Here is a 17,739-nt window from a genome sequence, read left to right on the forward strand (position 1 = left end):
GAACTGTAAGTTACTCGACTAAAATTACCATGAGTGTTGTGAATAAGGCAGATACACTTTGTTCACTTAATTAATAATACAGGTAGCCGTTCAATATTTCCGGATGCTGTTCATTTTGTTCATTGTTCATTTTGTTCATTTTCGATTGAAAACGAGGCGTATATTGTAGAATCAACAAAAAGCTTTGTTTAAAGCACGTAAACAAGGTTTTTGAATATATTTTTGTGGAGATAATTAACAGACTTATTTAACTTAAACTAAAAATTAATCATGAGTAATTTAACAGGCCCTGAGGGCACAATCCCCGTACCAGACGCCGAACAATGGGCAAAAAACTGGCTTGCTTTCCTGGAGACTTCAAAACAACCTTTTCAAACAAAGTCGTTTTTGTTGCCCATTTACGATTTTCAAAACATCCTGAAATTTAACCCCGCGGCAGATGGTGTCAGGATATATTTAGGGCTTGAAGATGCTGCTGATCCAACGTCAGCCAAGTTATTACTTGTACCAACGGTAAATGGTAAAGATGTACCTTTTTTGGAAGGTAACGGCGATGATGTTGCCGAAGGCGGGCAAAGTAATGTTTATGATCTTTCGCAACCATGTCCTCCGGTATGTGTACCAGGCGGATTAGGTGAATAGTCAATGCTCTATTGCATATATTCTGCTTTATTGCTACTCTGTAAAGCAGAATATATGTACCCGTAATTATGGTGACTTTGATTATCTTCAATCACAGTTTATTATACATCATTTGTTATTATTATTACGCATTCAGATTACAGATCATAATATTATTATATCTTGTACATCTGTATAAGATTCTATAAAATTTATAAATAATCAATATTAGCTTTGCAGAATGAAAAAGTAATAGACTATGCTTGTTTTTTATATGGCCTATGTGGTGCCTTCCTTTATTTTTTTACCATTATTTTTTGCCTTTAAAAATTATAGGATTTTAGATAAGCAGCTTAAGATATTATTGCTGTTTTTATTAGGATCAGGGGTTATAAACCTTGGGTGTTTACTTTTGGCCAATCATGGTAAAAGTAACATGGTTTTATTTCATCTCTATACCCCCTTTGAATTTTCAATGTTATCCTGGTACTACATGAGCTTTTTTAAGAAAAATACTCACGTATTTTTTTTAACAGCGGTTGTCTTATTTGATATATTTTGTGTTGTAAATTTCTTTTTTATACAAAACGCTGCACAACTCAATTCATACACACGTTCATTTGGTACGTTAATAACTATAGCCTATAGTTTGATGCTTATTAATAAACAAAACAGTATTGATGAAAATTACTCATGGGTTGGCAACAGTCACAACTGGATAAATACTGCCATACTTATTTATAGTGCCAGCTGTTTATTTGCATTTGTGTTTTCAAACTATCTGTTGAGTGCAAATAGTAAACATTTTATAACGGTTTGGGTTATTCACGATGCAATAATGATATTGGAATACATTTTATTTGCAGTGGGATTTTATAAATGCCGAAAAATACTTGGTAATGAAATTTAGCATTTAACACAGGTCATTATTAAGCTAATATGCTGCATCTTTTTCTAAGATACGTTGTGCCCAGTGCCTTTTTAATGCCATTAGTTATGGCTTTTCGTAACTATAAATTCTTCTCCGGCGCGTATAAAGTAATCCTTTGGTTTGTTGTATTTTCTGCAGTGGTTAATATAATAAATCTCACACTAATACATCAGGGATATTATACCACATTCATTTTCCATATTTATACCATTTTTGAATTTTTCTTTTTATCGCTATTTTATTTGAAATTTTTTGGGGAAGGCTGGCAGAAAATAATTATTCCGCTTATAGTTATATTTTCTTTAGCGTGCGTGTGCAATTTTTTGTTTGTGCAAAACAAAATTGAATACAATACTTATACAAGGCCTATTGAGGTAATTATAGTAATGGTATATGGCATGCTTTTTATTAACCGTCAAACTAATATTGAAGATATATCATGGGGGAGTAACGGTCTTAACTGGATAAATGCAGGTGTCCTCGTATATTATGTTTCCAACTTGTTCATATTTATCTTTAATAACTACATAATGGTTTCCGAACGCTATATGTATGAGGCGCTGTGGGCCATACATGGCTTATTGCTCATCGCCGAATATGTGCTCTTTGCCATAGGCTTCAGTAAATGTCGCCCACAGCTATCAAAGATAAATTAGGCCATTTAATGCATGCATAGTGCATAATATGTTTTATTTTGCGGTAATATTATATTAATGCAAAGCACAAACGACAGTATATTTATTTTAGTGATCATTGCCATAGCCGGAACCCTGCTTTTGGTGGTATCATTTATTCTGATCAATATCCGTAATCAAAACCGGCTGTTAAAGCAACGCCAGCGCCTTCAAAAAGCCGAACTGGAGCACCAGAAAGAATTGCTTAACGCGGTGATAGAATCGCAGGAGATTGAGCGTAAACGTGTAGGCCGCGATCTGCACGATGATGTAGGTACGGCGCTATCAAGTCTGCGGCTGATCATCGATATGTTCAATCCGGAAGATACCGCTACCGGGCATAAAGACTTTATTTCATCTACCAAAAACATCATAGATAAGGTAATTAAGGATGTGCGCAACATTTCGCATAACCTTTCGCCAACCACGCTAAGCTATTACGGCCTTGTTTCGGCTGTGGAAGAACATTGTAACTACATTAACCAGTCGGGCAAGTTATGTGTTACCCTGGTGAACGACGCGGCTCAACTGGTAGAACAAGTGGCGCTGCCTGCGGCTACCGCGCTGTACCGGGTTTTAGAGGAATTGCTTAATAATACCATAAAACATGCCGGCGCTACCGAAACCTCGGTGATATTCTCGCAGGAAAATGATATTTTGCTTATTGCTTACAAAGATAACGGTAAGGGCATTGATAGTTCGGTTTTAACCAGCCCTGGTATGGGTTTGCAAAACATAGAAAGCCGGTTATCAAACATCGGCGCGGTATATACAATTGATACCGCCGCCGGCAAAGGTTTCGCTATACAAATAAAATATACAGTAAAGGCTTAAGGCGTACGAGAGATGGCTACGATAAATGTTGCAATAGTTGATGATCAAAACCTTTTCAGGCAAAGCCTGGCATTGTTGGTTAACACCGTTGCCGATTTTAAGCTGGTGGCCGAGGCCGAACACGGGCAGGATTTTTTAGATAAGCTTGCCGCCCTTGATGAACAGGTGGATGTAGCCATTATAGATATGGATATGCCGGGTATGAACGGTATAGAACTGAACAGGATACTGCACGAACAGTACCCTGGTTTAAAAGTGGTGATACTATCGGTGCATGTGCACGAGCGCCTCATCACCCAGATGGTGGCGGCAGGGGCGGCAGCCTACCTGGCCAAAAACTGCAATAAGGACGAATTGATACTGGCCATAAACACTGTACACACGGCTGGATTTTACTTTAACGCAAATGTGTTGAAGGCCATCAAAAACAGCGAGAACCACAAGTTTCAAATACAAAAGAATTTCAATACCATCCCCATCAAACTAACCGAGCGGGAAAAGCAATTACTGGAGCTGATATGCAAAGAATACAGTAATGCCGAAATTGCTACGGCACTATATTTGAGTGTGCGCACAGTAGAGGGGCATCGCAATAATCTTATCTTAAAAACGGGCTGCCGCAACACCGCGGGCCTGGTACTTTTCGCTATAAAACATAACCTGTTCAAACTCCCGTTTTAGCAGGCAGGTATTACTACCTGATTGAAAAAACACGTATTAATACCTGCACACTCTGTGGCTTGTAAAAGGTATTTTTAACGGTAAAGGATATTCTGTATTTCAGAATACTAACAATTCCCTTTAGTATACATTTTTAAGTCTTTTCGGGTAGCGCGTCCGGGTTACGGGAGTGTGCGATCATCCATACATTAGGTGCTTTAAAACAGCTATTTACATTTTGGATAATGCCCGGTTAATTCTTAACTTAATTTATTAAACTGTGGCAAAAGCTGACCCCCAAAAAATGAATAAAATATTTATTAGCAACCATATTAAGGCCGAGATACTTTATGTTTGTGGTTTACCAATTAGTAAACCGTATAACTTAAGAGGGCAGCTAACCCTAAGTGCTATAGGTTATGAAAAAGACAGGGAACTTTGCCGCAGGTTGGAGCTGAGTTTGCAAAATATTGCCGCTACGTACAACACGGGCCGAATTATAACACCGGGTATTGTTTTTGAAGACCTCACAGTAAGCGAATGTATCAGGTTGGTCATTGCTGAGTAAAATTTGTTCATTTTGTTCATTGGTATGTATTCACAAACCAATTGATCATATCTCTCGTAGTAATGTTAACCACACTTTAAGTAGAACAGCAGAATAGCCACTGAACAAAACTGTATTCATTTTGTTCATTACGGCGATTTTGATAACCTAATACAATTCTTTTGTTCTTAACGTAATATATTTAGAGTTAAAACTTAATTAAAGAGAAAATACATATTTTAGCCGTTGCTCAAATAATCATATAAACCGATCTTGTTATGAGTATGTTTTTGCCCCATTATTTCGAAGCCCTCAAAACATGTGTTTTAGAGACTTCCGGTTATGAAAATATCGCCCCCTGCGATTGCAAGGTGATATCGTTGCTTATTCTGAATAAAACCAAACAAAGGATCAGCGAAACAACCTTAAAACGTGTGTATGGATTTGCTTATTGTAAGTTTAAACCATCTTTATTTACTATTGATGTTTTAGCGCAATATTGCGGGTATAAAGGATGGGATGATTTTTGTGCCAAACAAGAAAACAAACAGGCTACCAAATCATCGCGTAACCTCACCTGGGATACCCTTAAACATAATGCCGATAAAATAACCAGCTTTACGCTGCAGGCATTAAAAAATAAATCGGGCATACCCTACAGCCAAACCATTAAAAGGAGGTTCCTGAACCAGCACTTTGAGATATTTTTGGAGGAGAACTATACAGCCACTATTTTATCTGCCCCGGCCGGTTATGGTAAAACCATCGCCCTTTGCCACTGGATAGAAGAACGTTTTGAGCTGAATGCCAAAACCAATAATAACGATATCATCCTGTTTTTTAGCAGCAGTGCTTTAATGAACGTGTTTTTAAGCGGACGTGATATCAACGACTGGCTGCTATCCTTACTCGGTTTTTCGCATGAAGACAATGTGGCTTTGTTGCTGAACGAAAAGCAAAAACAGGGCGGCAACTTTTACCTTATAATAGATGGGTTTGATGAGCACATGTTCAAAACAGACCAGTTTCAGCTATTGCTGAACCAGGTGCTGGATGTGTTCGCACTGTATCAATCGCACAAGTGGTTTAAAATGGTGCTTACCATGCGCTCGGCCTCGTGGATCAATTACCGCCACGAACTGAACAGCAGCATGGCCTGGTTCACCGGCTTTGCCGAAAATGACAACGACAGCATCAATGTGCCTCTGTTTAGTATACAGGAAATAGGGGAGCTGAGCAAAAAGATAAACCCGGCGGTTGATAGCAACGTTGGCCTTGAAGTAGCCGAAAAGTTTAATCACCCGCTTTATTTTCAGTTCTACTATAAAAATAATAAAGACAATTTTTCGCTGAACAATATTGATCATGTGTGTATATATGACCTCATATCAACGTTTATCCTAAATAAAGTATACCTCGGTCATTACTCTGCCGAAAAAATATTGCTGCTTAACGAACTGATAAACGAGATTGATTTTAAAAACAGAACTTACGCCATTGATAAACTGAAGGTGAACGCTGTTTTAAAGCAGTACAGTCATGCCTATCAGGAACTATTAAGCGTAGGCTTTCTGCGCGAGTTGAATGCCAGTTCGGGTATACAGTACAATACACTTATCCAGTTTGCAAATAACGATTTTTTGGAGTACACCATAGCTAAAAAGCTGCTGCTTGCTAACGATTATGTATTTAACAGCAAGCTGATCCGTACCATAAACGATCTGTTTGATAAAGATGCCATTAAACTGCCGGTATTAAAATGGTGTATTATTTACGCTGTTAAGAGCGATCAGCAAAAAAGCTTTAAGGCACTTACCGAAACCAATTTAACAGCCAATCAAAAAGCTGATCTGCTTATCTTTTTGGCCGAACTGTTTGAAAAGGAATGTTTGTCGGTACATGCCGAATCGGCTAAATCGTATGGCAAGCACAACTGCATAAAAGATATATTCGATTATTTTATAGGGTTTGAGTTTATTCACCCCGAATATGAAAAAACGCTGGCCATATTGCTCAAGTTTGATCTTACCCGTGTGCAGCAAATTACAGCTTACACTGCAATTGCCATTAACGCGGTGGTTAAGCTGGATGTGAACAAGCTGGACTGGTGCCTCACCAAACTGAAAGATTACGCCAACGAAGATTTAGCCAAATTTGTAATTAACCCGCTGAATTGCCTTGATGCTATTTACTACTACTTAAAATACGGCATATTCAAAAAAGAGTACTTCTCTGATGTTACTGCTTTCTACTTTAATCCGCCTGCGGAGGAGAGCCTGGAGCACAAGAGCGGTAATGATTTGGTATTGCTGATGGCGGTGTTCAGTACTTCTATCTGCAACAACGCGCAAAAAGGCTTACGCTTTATCAAGGCCATTAAAAAGTGCTATAAAGATGAAGGCGACTCTACCTCTGGTTATGGCTTTATACTAAGCGCCATGACGGCCGACAGGTGTTTCCTGGCCGGTAAAATTGATGAGGGTTTGAAGATCTATAATACCATGGTACAGGTGCATGCCAAAAACGAACATGCTTTTACGCCGTTTATGAAGGTAATGTACCATACCCTGAAAATAAAGGCTGCCATATTTACCAACCGTATACAAACTACGGTTGATGAGCTGAAATACATACAGCAAGTGGCCGAGCAATTGAACTATAAAACAACACGTGTATATATACTGGCCTACCTCATTAAACATGAGCAGTTATTATCGCCACAGGTGCACAAAAAGGTAAATTACGATTTTACTAAAGCAGTGAGGGAAAGTGGCTTAAGGGCCGAGATCTTTCTTAATCAGAACGTAGAAACGTCAAGCTACGTTACTGTTAACAGATAGGGTGGTTTATGTAGTTTGCTTTGTAAGTGCGGGTAGCGCTTACAAAGCAAACTTTTTTACAATGTTTACAAGCTCTTTTACGTCGAAAGGTTTCATCAGGTAACCATCGGCTTCCCCCGCCTCTGCAATTTCCTTTACATTACTAACCGCCGAAATAATAATTACAGGTATATGCTTGGTAGCCGGGTTGTTTTTCAGCTCCTTACTGATCTGCTGTCCGTTGGCGTCGCTTTTCCAGTCGGTTAGCCAGTTATCCAGCAAAATAATATCGGGCTTATGGGTATCAATATGCTTTAGAAGTTTAGAGTCTTCTGAAGAAAAAACCTCGTAGTTCTCTTCTTCCAGTACATACACAATGGTTTCGCGTATGTCTTTATCATCTTCAATTACAAATACCTTTTTAGCCATTTTGCTGAGCGTTTACAATTGATAAACAGAGGCGGGATTACCCATTATAAACCCACTTGCGCGTTGGTTTATAATTTTAGTTTATAAATTACTTATACCTATTAACAATTAAAGGTGCCCCTTTTGTTTTAGCCAGGCGCTATTTTTGTATCTATTTATGATAGAAAACTAAACGATATTATAGCAATTACGGCAGCGCGGTTCATAACTTTCGGTTTCGCCCAGCAATACCTTGTCTTCGCCGGGTACAATACGGTAGGAGTACAAGGCCGGATTACCGCACCTCACACATACGGCATGCAGTTTGGTAACCGATTCGGCTATGGCCATTACCGCGGGCATTGGGCCAAACGGGCGACCTTTGAAATCCATATCCAGGCCGGCAACTATTACACGCACGCCTTTAGCGGCAAGCGTATTGCATACCTCAACCAGGTCGGCGTCAAAAAATTGGGCCTCATCAATGGCCACCACATGTTCCCCGTTATAAAACAATAATATCGATGCCGAATTATCAATAGCCACGCATGGAAATGACAGCGCGCTATGCGAAACAATGGCATTTTCATCGTACCGGGTATCGGTTTTAGGTTTAAATATTTGCACACTCAGGCGTGCTATGCGGGCACGGTTAAGGCGGCGTATCAGCTCTTCGGTTTTACCCGAAAACATTGATCCGCATATAACTTCCACACTTCCACCGGTTTCGTTCTTCCTCTTAAATATATCTTCAGTAAACACCATTCGCACTTTTAAAGAAACTAATATCAGAATTTAATGTTATTTTTGAGTAGCATATTATCATATATAAGCCATGAAGCAACAGGACGTATTTAAAAAGATAGGCGTTATTTTAAAAGAACTGAATGAACAATACGATTATTTAAAAGACGATCCCACCGATTTAAACGAATTAGAACTCGAACTTTTTGTTGCCAACTCCAACTTCCTGAAAGACCACTCGGAAATACTGTATAAGTTAACCGTACAGTCATCGGCGCAAGCAAAGGCTTTACCCGCACACGTTGAACCGATAGCTCCTGCCGTTGCGCAAGCGCCCGAAGAACCGGCAAAAGTAATACAGGTTATACTTACGCCACCGCCGCCTATTGAAGTTACACCGCCTGTATTGCCGCCACCTCCACCCGTTTTACAGCAAGCTCCGCCAATAGCAGAGCCTAAGCCGGAGCCGGTTGCACCCATTACACCACCTGCACCAGAAAAAGCGGAACACGTTTACGAGCAGCGTTTTTTTGAACCTGTAGTACAGCAAGTAAAGCCCGTTATTGAGGATAAGCCCGAAGAGGCTGAACCGGCTATTGAACCCGAAGCACCAAAACCGATAAGGCATGAACTAATTGTAGATGATGCAGAAGTGGAAGCCTGGGAAAAAGAGGATGATGAGGTATACGAACAGGAAGAAGATATTGAAGAAGAAGCTCCTATAGTTACACCGGTAACACGGGTAACTGAACCCGAGCCGGAACCTGTTGTTAAGGTAGAGCCTGTTTATGTGGCCCCGCCTGCACCTGTAGCAATACCCGAGGTAGTGATACAGCAGGTAATTACTTCTGTTGATAGCAGGGGCGATGCCGAACCGGTTACTATTAATCAGCGTATTTCGGTGCAAATGGCAGAGAAGAGCGCGCCTGTGCAGCAACCGATCAGTGATTTGAAATCGGCCATTACGCTAAATGATAAATTGTTGTTTGTAAAAGACCTGTTTAACGGTTACAGCCTCGCCTACAGCGAAGCAGTTGAGATACTTAACCGTTTCAATAATTTTGAGGAAGCAGAGCGCTTCCTGAATTCCAACTACGTAGCCAAAAACAACTGGGATGCTAAACCGCAAACATCCGAAAAGTTCTTTAACCTGTTAAGAAGGCGCTACGCCAATTAATAGGAAGTATATAACAGAACGGCCCTGATGATATTCATCAGGGCCGTTTATTTTTTATATGCAGTTTGTAATTCGTTAATACGAATATCCTGTTCTGTTTGAATCTAATTTAAGCAGGATGAACACCAGTATGGTAAAACTCCATAACGACGACCCTCCATAACTGATAAATGGCAATGGGATACCAATTACCGGCATCAGGCCTATCGTCATGGCGATATTGATCACCACGTGGAAGAAGATGATGGAGGCTACCCCGTAGCCGTAAATGCGCGAGAAAGGCATGTGCTGTCGCTCGGCGATCTTTATCACCCTTAACAGCAGAAAAAGGTACAGGCCAAGCACAACCAATGAACCTACAAAGCCCCATTCTTCGCCAATGGTGCAAAAAATAAAGTCGGTGCTTTGCGCGGGTACGAAAGAGTATTTGGTTTGCGTGCCTTGTAAATAACCTTTACCCCAAAGCTGTCCAGAACCGATGGCTATTTTTGATTGGTTTACATTATAACCTATGCCCTTCAAATCTTTTGTAATGCCCAATATTTCATCAATACGCGCCCTTTGGTGGGTTTTTAAAACGTTGTAATAAATGGGTTTTATGGCGAATATAAATACCAGCGATAATACGAGCCCCACCACCATATTGGTAACGAACTTACGGTTGCGCAGGTTAAAGAATACCAATAGGCCTGTAAGTAAGACTACTCCGCCTACCAAATACCATTGATTCATAAGCAATGCCAGTATGAACAAGGTGATGGATAGCGCTATAAAAATGAGGAAGTAAGAAGATAAACCTTCGCGGTACAATACAAATATTAACGAGCAAAACACCAGTGTTGAACCGGCATCGGGCTGTAAAATGATCAGTATCATGGGGAACAGGATAATACCTGCCGCGGTAAAAAACGATTGCGGATCGGATATGCTGATATTGGTGCCGCTTAAATAACGGGCCAATAACAAACAGGTGGTAAACTTAGCAAACTCCGAGGGCTGCAAGCGGAAACCGCCCCCAAGCGGTAGCCAGGCCTGGTTACCACCCACGTTTTTGCCTACAACGAGTACGAGTATCAGCAATAGCATGCTTACCACGTAAAACGGCGGTGCCAGCGCGCTGAAAAAGCGGGCATCAAGCAGCAATATTATCATAGCCATCAGCAATGATGACAGAATGTAAATGAACTGCTTGCCGTATTGTGTACTAAAATCAACAAGGCTGCGGTGTTCTTCATCGTACACGGCAGCATGTATGTTGAACCAGCCTATGGTACAAAGTGCCAGATAAATGAGGATGGTTAACCAATCCACATTAAAGAACGGACTGCGCTGACTATTCATTTTCCCTCCTTTTGGGTTGGTAGGCTATGTATGGGTTATTTGCTTTCTTTGTCTTTTTTCTTCCTGCCGATTTCAGCTCGATCTTTTTAGTAGTATCGGTAGCAGGTTGTCCTTGCTGTTGCTTTAAACTGTCGGGCTTAACCATCTTTGGTTTCGGTTTGTTACCTAAACTTGGCAACAGGTTGGCATTCATGTAATACTCAGGGAAAATGCCTGATGGACGGCGGGTAATGGTATCACGCAAATACTTCTCTACAATAAAGCTGGCAATTGGCGCTGCCCATGTACCACCATCACCTGAATTTTCAACTACCACAGCTATGGCAATTTTAGGATTATCGCGCGGAGCGAAAGCCACAAATAAAGAGTGATTTTTACCATGTGGGTTTTGCGCCGTACCTGTTTTACCGCACATTACAATGCCCGGTATTTTTGAGCCATGCCCGGTACCGTACTCCACTACACTTTGCATACCGTCGATAACGGGTTCAAAATATTGCGCGTCGATGCCTACATAGTTCCTTTTGGTAAACTCGTCTTTAATAACGTTTTTATCGCCAATAGCCTTTATCAGGTGGGGCTTGTAATAGTAACCATGATTGGCAATGGTACATTCAATATTGGCCAGTTGCAGCGGAGTAGCCAGCAACTCACCCTGACCAATAGCCAAAGAAATAATGGTATTGGCACGCCAGTGATTTACACCGTAAGTATTATCGTAACGCAGGGCAGGTGGTACATAACCACGACCTTCGTTGGGCATATCAATATCCAATTTTACACCAAAACCGAACTGGTTCACCCTGGCTTTCCAATCGGTATAAGTGGCCGATGTTTGTTTGGCGCCGTTGCTGTTGATCAGTTTATTGAAAACATTATCAAAATAGGCGTTGCACGAACCAGCAATAGCCAGCGTTAAGTTGGTATTGCCATGGTGGTGGGTACAGCGTACAAAGTGCCCGCCCGCCTGGTAACCGCCATTACAAAAGAATGTGGTTTGTGGTGTAATAATTCCCTTCTCCAGGGCAATAAGCGCGCTTAGGGGCTTAAATGATGATCCCGGAGGGTAATATGCGCCTATAGGGCGAATGAACGACGGTTTGTATGGGTCTTTATAAAGTTTCGCCACATTGTTACCACGCTGCCTACCGACCAATAAGTTAGGATCATAAGTAGGGCTGCTTACAAAGCAGAGTATTTCGCCGGTTGATGGTTCAATGGCTACAATGCTGCCTACTTTGTTTTGCATCAGCTTTTCGCCGAGGCGCTGTATACGCGAATCTAAAGAAGAGATAAGGCGCTCACCAGCCACGGCCACCGTATCAAAAGCACCGTTAGCATAACGGCCTTTGGCTACGTTGCGCGAATCAACCATTTGGTTTTGCACACCGCGCTGACCACGCAGGGTGCTTTCGTAAGCTTTTTCTACACCGGAAATACCCACGTAATCACCCAGGCGGTAATAGCCGTTTGAGCGTTTAATATCTTTATCGTTAGCCTCGCCGATAAACCCGAGGAACTGTGCCGCCGATGAATCCGGATAAGTACGTACCGAACGCAATTGCCCGAAAAAGCCGGGAAAATCAGATAGGCGTTCCTGCAAGGTGCGGTAAAACTCTACCGATAGCTGTTTTTCAAATATAGAGGCGCGGTAAGGCGAGTATTTTTTGGCTTTATCAAACCGCTTATCAAAGCCTTCTTTATCAACGCCTATCAGTTTGCAAAATTCGGCGGTATCAAATGGCAGCACTTGTTTGGGCACTACCATAATATCGTAAACCGGTTCGTTTTGAACCAGTACTTTGCCATTCCTGTCTAAAATTGGCCCGCGGGCGGGGTAGAGGATGGTCTTACGTACCACGTTCTTTTCGGCATATAGCAGGTAGCGGTCGTCAACTATCTGGATATAAAAAAGACGGGCGAGCAGCACCAGTACAATGGTGATGAAAATACCTGCAATAATGTACCTGCGCTCAAAAAAACTGTTCATTTATATTCTCTTCTTTCTGAAAAATAGTAAGCCCGAAACCAAAAGCAAAAATATAGTAAATAATGAACTCAATAAAAAGCGGCTTAGTGTGTATTGTATTTCAGAAAAGCGGAAAACTTCGAGATTGAACAGCAGAAAATGATGAAACAGGGTTAACAGCGTGGCATAAGTAAGAAACCACCTGAAACCCATACTGCCCATAGTTGGCTGCGGCTCTGTATCAAAACTCTCTTTTTGTACGGTAACGCTAATAAACAATACTCTCACAAAAGCCAGCAATACTGTGGCCGCGGCATGCAAGCCGGGAGTATCGTAAAAAGCATCAACACTTATACCTATTAAAAATGATAGCAGAAACAGCAGGATGTTAGGTGTTTCAAACGGTAGCAACATTACAAATAAAATATACAGGTAAGGCGTTGAAAGGCCATATACCGTAACATTCTTCAACAGGAAAACCTGTATGAATATCAGCACCACGAAACGTACAAAATTGGCAATGATAATTCTATTCATCTTTCTCTTGCTTTTGCTGGGCCTCCAGTCCTATTTGTTCCTGTGCTAATTTATTGTCAACCACGTATACGTATTCCAGCTTGCTAAAGTCAACAGCCATGCGCACTTCCATATTCAGGAAAAAGCCACCCGCCTTAGCATGCAAGTTACTTACCCGGCCCAAATGGATCCCCATCGGGAACAGTGAATATTGCGAGGTAACCACCCAGTCGCCCAAATGCGGCTGCGCGTTGTTAGATACTTCCGACAGGATCCCCATAAAAGGGTTCAGGTCGTCGTTCCAGGTAAATGTACCACCCTCCCTTGATGAGGCCAGCATGGCGCTAATGCGCGAATCTTTATGCAATAACGAACGCACCGTAGCAAAATGATCGGATGTTTTTACCACTACACCCACCACACCGGTAGCGCAAATTACGCCCATACCTTTGGCAATACCTTCTTTAGCGCCCTTATTAAGGGTAAGGTAATTGAGGCGTTTGTTGGTGGAGTTATTGATCACCCGGGCATCAATGTAGCTGTACTGCTGCTTGTATACGGTATCGTTAACGCTGTGTTTGCTTACGCTGTCAATATAATACGATGCCCTGAGCTGGCTGCGCAACTTGGCGTTCTCCTGCGCAAGGTTATCGTTTATTTGTTTGAGCGAAAGGTAGTCGTAAAAATCATTTACGCGGTTATACAGGTTGCCCACCACCTCGTTAGATGTATTGATGAACGATGCCTTTTGAAACCCGTTGTAATTAATGAAAATAACAAGGGAAATAACCTCAAAAATCAGGAACAGGAAGAATGCGCTATACTTAGTGATAAATATCAGGAGGTTACGCATCTATTAAGAATTTAGAATCAGGAAGCAAGAAACAAGAATGAGAAACGCGTCTTGTTTCCTGATTCTTGTCTCTTGTTTCTACCTTTGATTATTGCATTAAGAATTTAAAATTACCGATGTTTTTAAGTGCTGTACCTGTACCGCGTACTACCGCGCGCAGCGGATCTTCGGCTACGTGTACCGGTAGTTTGGTTTTGGCAGCAACACGTTTATCTAAACCGCGCAGTAATGCACCGCCGCCGGTTAGGTAAATACCTGTTTGGTAAATATCTGCTGAAAGCTCAGGAGGGGTGATCTCCAGCGCTTTTAAAATAGCTTCTTCAATTTTTGATATCGATTTATCAAGGCAGTGCGCAATCTCGGTATATGATACCATGATCTGCTTTGGCACACCTGTCATCAAATCACGACCTTGTACGGCAAAATCAGCCGGTGGATCGCTCAGTTCAGGCAATGCGGCACCTACTTCAATTTTGATCTTCTCGGCAGTACGGTCACCAATCATGATGTTGTGCTGGCGACGGATGTACTGAACAATATCGGCATCGAAGTTATCACCCGCAACGCGGATAGATTGATCGCATACGATACCTGAAAGCGCAATAACGGCTATCTCGGTAGTACCACCACCAATATCGATGATCATGTTACCCATAGGCTCTTCCACGTCAATACCGATACCTACCGCGGCAGCCATTGGCTCGTGGATAAGGTAAACCTCTTTAGCGCCCGCTTTTTCGGCAGACTGGTGTACGGCACGTTTCTCTACCTCGGTAATACCCGACGGGATACAGATCACCATACGTAACGACGGGAAGAACCAGCCTTTACCCGAGTTGATCATTTTGATCATCCCGCGGATCATGTATTCGGCAGCGTCAAAGTCGGCAATTACACCATCTTTAAGCGGACGTATCGTTCGGATGTTATCATGTGTTTTGCCTTCCATTTGCATGGCCTGGCGCCCAATAGCGATAACTTTATTGGTCTTTCTGTCAAATGCTACTATCGATGGTTCATCAACAACAACTTTATCATTATGAATGATCAGAGTATTTGCGGTACCCAGATCAATGGCAATTTCTTGTGTAAAAAAGTTAAACAGACCCATTGGCTTTTTGCTTCAAATTATGGTGCAACGGTTATAAAATTACGCTTATTAATCAATCAATTGTTCTTTAAGCGTTAAATTATAATGTTTATTGTGTTTTAATTATTAATGTTTAAAATGGCGAACTCCGGTAGTTACCATTGAAATGTTTTTTTCGTTGCACATGTCAACTGAATCCTGATCTTTTATTGAACCGCCCGGTTGCAGTACCGCTGTGATACCTGCTTCGGCAGCCAGCTCCACGCAATCAGGGAAAGGGAAGAACGCGTCGGACGCCATTACAGCACCGTTAAGGTCGAATCCGAAGCTGTGCGCTTTTAATACTGCCTGCCTTAATGAATCAACCCTTGAAGTTTGGCCAACACCGCTCGACATTAACTGGTTGTTTTTAGCGAAAACAATAGTGTTCGATTTGGTATGCTTAACTACTTTGTTGGCAAAGTAAAGGTCTTTCAATTCGGCTTCGGTAGGCTTTCTGTTGGTAACGGCGTTCATTTGTGCCGGGCCTTCTACGGTATTGTCTTTATCCTGCTCAATTACACCGTTAAGCAATGTTTTAAATTGTTTAGCAGGCAACTCCACACGCTGGCGGATCAATATAATACGGTTCTTTTTGCTTTGCAGTATTTGTATAGCCTCATCGGTATAAGCAGGGGCAATTAGTACTTCGTAAAATATCTTGCTGATCTCGGTAGCGGTTTCGGCATCAATTTCATCGTTAGCGATGATCACACCGCCAAAGGCCGATACAGGGTCGCAGGCCAAAGCATCTATCCAGGCTTCTTTAATAAAGCTGCGTGAGGCAATGCCGCAAGCGTTGGTGTGCTTTAATATAGCGATGGTAGGCTCGGTAAATTCGTCGATAAGGGCAACAGCAGCGTCAACATCTACCAGGTTATTGTATGAAAGCTCTTTGCCATGCAGTTTGGTGAACATAGCATCGAGGTTACCATAAAAAGTACCTTTTTGATGCGGATTTTCGCCGTAACGCAGGGTTTGGCTGGTTTGTATGCTTTGTTTGAAAACCGGCAGCGGATCTTCTTCATTAAAATACTGGAAAATGGCAGTATCATAATTTGAAGAGATATTGAATGCCTTATGCGCGAATTTTTTGCGTTGGTCGATAGTGGTTTTGCCGTCCTGTGTTTTCAGGATATCCTCCAGTACGCCGTAATCGTTTTTAGAGGCAACAATAACTACATCTTTAAAGTTTTTGGCTGCTGCGCGGATAAGTGAGATACCACCGATGTCGATCTTTTCGATCACATCTTCCTGCCCGGCGCCCGATTGTACGGTTTCTTCGAACGGATAAAGATCAACAATTACCAGGTCAATTTCGGGGATCTGGTATTCGGCCAGTTGCTGCTCGTCGCTGTCGAAACTTCTGCGTGCCAGTATACCGCCGAATATTTTTGGATGCAGCGTTTTCACGCGGCCGCCTAATATAGAAGGGTAAGAGGTAAGATCCTCAACGGCAACAACATCAACACCCAGGTTACGGATAAAAGTCTCGGTACCGCCGGTTGAATAGATGGTTACACCAAGACGGTTAAGCTCGTGAATGATGGGCTCAAGGTTGTCTTTATAATAAACAGAAATTAAAGCGTTTTTTATTTGAACTGGATTGCTCATGTACTATCGAAATTTTGAGCCGCAAAGGTAGTGATTACTGCTCAGAGAATTGCGATTGAAAATCAGTTTTTTTGCGGAGAAAAATCGGGCGGATTTAGCGGGTATTTTGGTGCAGGCCAATTAAGTATAAAAAAGCCCCGGAAAAGCATTTTATCAAGGTTTTACCAGCAATTTATTTAAGATCAAGCATCGCTTTAATGTCGGTATACACAATAAGATTACCCTGTCTTGATTGTTCTAAAGATTCATTGACAATTATCGAAGACTTGTTAAAATCAGGCTAATCATGGTCCTTTTCAAGAAAATCATGGTTAACTCTTCATCCTCTTCAACAAATTTTCAACCACCCTCGGAAAATGATGGTGCTCCAGTTGCTGGCCTTTAAATTTAACCATTTCAAGCGTGTCGCCGGATTCAATTTTAAAGCGCGACTGGTGAATCACCTCGCCTTCGTCGAACTGCTCGTTAACGAAGTGGATGGTAATGCCCGATTCATCTTCGCCTGCTGCCAAAATAGCCTTGTGTACATTATCGCCATACATACCTTTACCGCCGTATTTAGGCAGCAGCGCAGGGTGCAGGTTAATGATCTTATTAGGGAATGCCTTCAGCAGCGATTGTGGTACCAGCCATAAAAAGCCTGCCAGTACAATGAGGTCTACATGCAGGTTTTTGAGGAGGAGTATTACCTCGTCGCTTTTGTAAAACTCATCGCGGGTAAAAATATGGGAGGGTATCTCAAAATTATCAGCCCGTTGCAACACGTAAGCCTGCGGATTATTGGTTAATATGATAACCACTTCAGCGTCGTTATGGCGCTTAAAATGCTCCATTATTTTTTGGGCATTTGAACCTGAACCGGAGGCGAAAATAGCTATTCGTTTTTTCAAAATGGCAGACAG

17 protein-coding genes are annotated in these 17,739 nt (G+C 41.8%); 8 read left to right on the top strand and 9 right to left on the bottom strand.

The features are described 5' to 3' along the window. Nucleotides 1–270: 270 nt before the first annotated feature. From AC07NA_RS25195 to AC07NA_RS25225, 7 genes are all read left to right on the top strand, one after another. Nucleotides 271–642, top strand: a complete 372-nt coding sequence (locus AC07NA_RS25195) for a hypothetical protein (RefSeq protein WP_494900745.1) — start codon at nt 271–273, stop codon at nt 640–642. Between the two features lie 238 nt (nt 643–880). Beyond that, nucleotides 881–1,531 (top strand): hypothetical protein, encoded by a 651-nt coding sequence (locus AC07NA_RS25200; RefSeq protein ID WP_494900746.1) that lies wholly within the window; start codon nt 881–883, stop codon nt 1,529–1,531. Nucleotides 1,532–1,881: 350 nt separating this feature from the next. Continuing rightward, entirely contained in the window at nt 1,882–2,208 is a 327-nt protein-coding gene (locus tag AC07NA_RS25205; RefSeq protein ID WP_494900748.1) for a hypothetical protein, read from the top strand. Nucleotides 2,209–2,265: 57 nt separating this feature from the next. Then, nucleotides 2,266–3,060 (top strand): sensor histidine kinase, encoded by a 795-nt coding sequence (locus AC07NA_RS25210; protein WP_494900750.1) that lies wholly within the window; start codon nt 2,266–2,268, stop codon nt 3,058–3,060. 12 nt (nt 3,061–3,072) lie between these two features. Beyond that, nucleotides 3,073–3,741 carry a response regulator transcription factor gene (locus AC07NA_RS25215; protein WP_494900752.1) on the top strand — a complete coding sequence of 223 codons (669 nt, stop codon included), beginning with the start codon at nt 3,073–3,075 and terminating at the stop codon, nt 3,739–3,741. A 283-nt stretch (nt 3,742–4,024) separates the two neighbouring features. Then, nucleotides 4,025–4,288 carry a hypothetical protein gene (locus AC07NA_RS25220; RefSeq protein ID WP_345214037.1) on the top strand — a complete coding sequence of 88 codons (264 nt, stop codon included), beginning with the start codon at nt 4,025–4,027 and terminating at the stop codon, nt 4,286–4,288. Between the two features lie 257 nt (nt 4,289–4,545). Beyond that, complete coding sequence (locus AC07NA_RS25225; protein ID WP_494900753.1) at nt 4,546–7,107, top strand: NACHT domain-containing protein; 2,562 nt, start codon at nt 4,546–4,548, stop codon at nt 7,105–7,107. Nucleotides 7,108–7,146: 39 nt separating this feature from the next. Here the strand turns inward: AC07NA_RS25225 and AC07NA_RS25230 are convergent, their stop codons facing one another. Together AC07NA_RS25230 and AC07NA_RS25235 are read right to left on the bottom strand one after the other, a co-directional pair. After that, nucleotides 7,147–7,515: a response regulator gene (locus AC07NA_RS25230; RefSeq protein ID WP_345214039.1), complete on the bottom strand. Its 369-nt coding sequence runs from the start codon at nt 7,513–7,515 to the stop codon at nt 7,147–7,149. A 168-nt stretch (nt 7,516–7,683) separates the two neighbouring features. Beyond that, a complete protein-coding gene (locus tag AC07NA_RS25235) occupies nt 7,684–8,259 on the bottom strand; it encodes a thymidine kinase (RefSeq protein WP_494900755.1) in 576 nt (191 codons plus the stop codon). A gap of 70 nt (nt 8,260–8,329) precedes the next feature. On the opposite strand from AC07NA_RS25235, the gene AC07NA_RS25240 reads away from it, so the two are divergent. Continuing rightward, nucleotides 8,330–9,415: a DUF8457 domain-containing protein gene (locus AC07NA_RS25240; RefSeq protein WP_494900756.1), complete on the top strand. Its 1,086-nt coding sequence runs from the start codon at nt 8,330–8,332 to the stop codon at nt 9,413–9,415. 75 nt (nt 9,416–9,490) lie between these two features. On the opposite strand, the gene rodA is transcribed toward AC07NA_RS25240, so the two are convergent. The 7 genes from rodA to purN form a co-directional block, all read right to left on the bottom strand. After that, nucleotides 9,491–10,756 (bottom strand): rod shape-determining protein RodA, encoded by a 1,266-nt coding sequence (gene rodA / locus AC07NA_RS25245; protein ID WP_494900757.1) that lies wholly within the window; start codon nt 10,754–10,756, stop codon nt 9,491–9,493. After that, the gene (gene mrdA, locus AC07NA_RS25250) at nt 10,749–12,746 is read right to left on the bottom strand and encodes a penicillin-binding protein 2 (protein WP_494900758.1); all 1,998 of its coding nucleotides are present in this window, start codon (nt 12,744–12,746) and stop codon (nt 10,749–10,751) included. The genes rodA and mrdA overlap by 8 nt, the downstream gene beginning before the upstream one ends. Beyond that, nucleotides 12,747–13,262 carry a rod shape-determining protein MreD gene (locus tag AC07NA_RS25255; RefSeq protein ID WP_345214044.1) on the bottom strand — a complete coding sequence of 172 codons (516 nt, stop codon included), beginning with the start codon at nt 13,260–13,262 and terminating at the stop codon, nt 12,747–12,749. Then, nucleotides 13,255–14,094 carry a rod shape-determining protein MreC gene (gene mreC, locus AC07NA_RS25260; protein WP_345214045.1) on the bottom strand — a complete coding sequence of 280 codons (840 nt, stop codon included), beginning with the start codon at nt 14,092–14,094 and terminating at the stop codon, nt 13,255–13,257. Before mreC ends, AC07NA_RS25255 begins: the two co-directional genes overlap by 8 nt. Nucleotides 14,095–14,182: 88 nt before the next feature. Beyond that, a complete protein-coding gene (locus AC07NA_RS25265) occupies nt 14,183–15,205 on the bottom strand; it encodes a rod shape-determining protein (protein ID WP_345214046.1) in 1,023 nt (340 codons plus the stop codon). A 105-nt stretch (nt 15,206–15,310) separates the two neighbouring features. After that, nucleotides 15,311–16,837 carry a bifunctional phosphoribosylaminoimidazolecarboxamide formyltransferase/IMP cyclohydrolase gene (gene purH, locus AC07NA_RS25270; protein ID WP_494900760.1) on the bottom strand — a complete coding sequence of 509 codons (1,527 nt, stop codon included), beginning with the start codon at nt 16,835–16,837 and terminating at the stop codon, nt 15,311–15,313. A gap of 311 nt (nt 16,838–17,148) precedes the next feature. After that, nucleotides 17,149–17,727 (bottom strand): phosphoribosylglycinamide formyltransferase, encoded by a 579-nt coding sequence (gene purN, locus AC07NA_RS25275; protein WP_494900762.1) that lies wholly within the window; start codon nt 17,725–17,727, stop codon nt 17,149–17,151. Between the last annotated feature and the right edge of the window lie 12 nt (nt 17,728–17,739).

This window comes from Mucilaginibacter sp. GW821-FHT07G05 (assembly GCF_059418565.1).

Bases quoted from the DNA above. Each gene is read 5' to 3' on its own strand.
- AC07NA_RS25195 (WP_494900745.1), top strand. From the start codon at position 271: ATGAGTAATTTAACAGGCCCTGAGGGCACAATCCCCGTACCAGACGCC.
- AC07NA_RS25200 (WP_494900746.1), top strand. From the start codon at position 881: ATGCTTGTTTTTTATATGGCCTATGTGGTGCCTTCCTTTATTTTTTTA.
- AC07NA_RS25210 (WP_494900750.1), top strand. From the start codon at position 2,266: ATGCAAAGCACAAACGACAGTATATTTATTTTAGTGATCATTGCCATA.
- AC07NA_RS25215 (WP_494900752.1), top strand. From the start codon at position 3,073: ATGGCTACGATAAATGTTGCAATAGTTGATGATCAAAACCTTTTCAGG.
- AC07NA_RS25220 (WP_345214037.1), top strand. From the start codon at position 4,025: ATGAATAAAATATTTATTAGCAACCATATTAAGGCCGAGATACTTTAT.
- AC07NA_RS25225 (WP_494900753.1), top strand. From the start codon at position 4,546: ATGAGTATGTTTTTGCCCCATTATTTCGAAGCCCTCAAAACATGTGTT.
- AC07NA_RS25230 (WP_345214039.1), bottom strand. From the start codon at position 7,515: ATGGCTAAAAAGGTATTTGTAATTGAAGATGATAAAGACATACGCGAA.
- AC07NA_RS25235 (WP_494900755.1), bottom strand. From the start codon at position 8,259: ATGGTGTTTACTGAAGATATATTTAAGAGGAAGAACGAAACCGGTGGA.
- AC07NA_RS25240 (WP_494900756.1), top strand. From the start codon at position 8,330: ATGAAGCAACAGGACGTATTTAAAAAGATAGGCGTTATTTTAAAAGAA.
- rodA (WP_494900757.1), bottom strand. From the start codon at position 10,756: ATGAATAGTCAGCGCAGTCCGTTCTTTAATGTGGATTGGTTAACCATC.
- mrdA (WP_494900758.1), bottom strand. From the start codon at position 12,746: ATGAACAGTTTTTTTGAGCGCAGGTACATTATTGCAGGTATTTTCATC.
- AC07NA_RS25255 (WP_345214044.1), bottom strand. From the start codon at position 13,262: ATGAATAGAATTATCATTGCCAATTTTGTACGTTTCGTGGTGCTGATA.
- mreC (WP_345214045.1), bottom strand. From the start codon at position 14,094: ATGCGTAACCTCCTGATATTTATCACTAAGTATAGCGCATTCTTCCTG.
- AC07NA_RS25265 (WP_345214046.1), bottom strand. From the start codon at position 15,205: ATGGGTCTGTTTAACTTTTTTACACAAGAAATTGCCATTGATCTGGGT.
- purH (WP_494900760.1), bottom strand. From the start codon at position 16,837: ATGAGCAATCCAGTTCAAATAAAAAACGCTTTAATTTCTGTTTATTAT.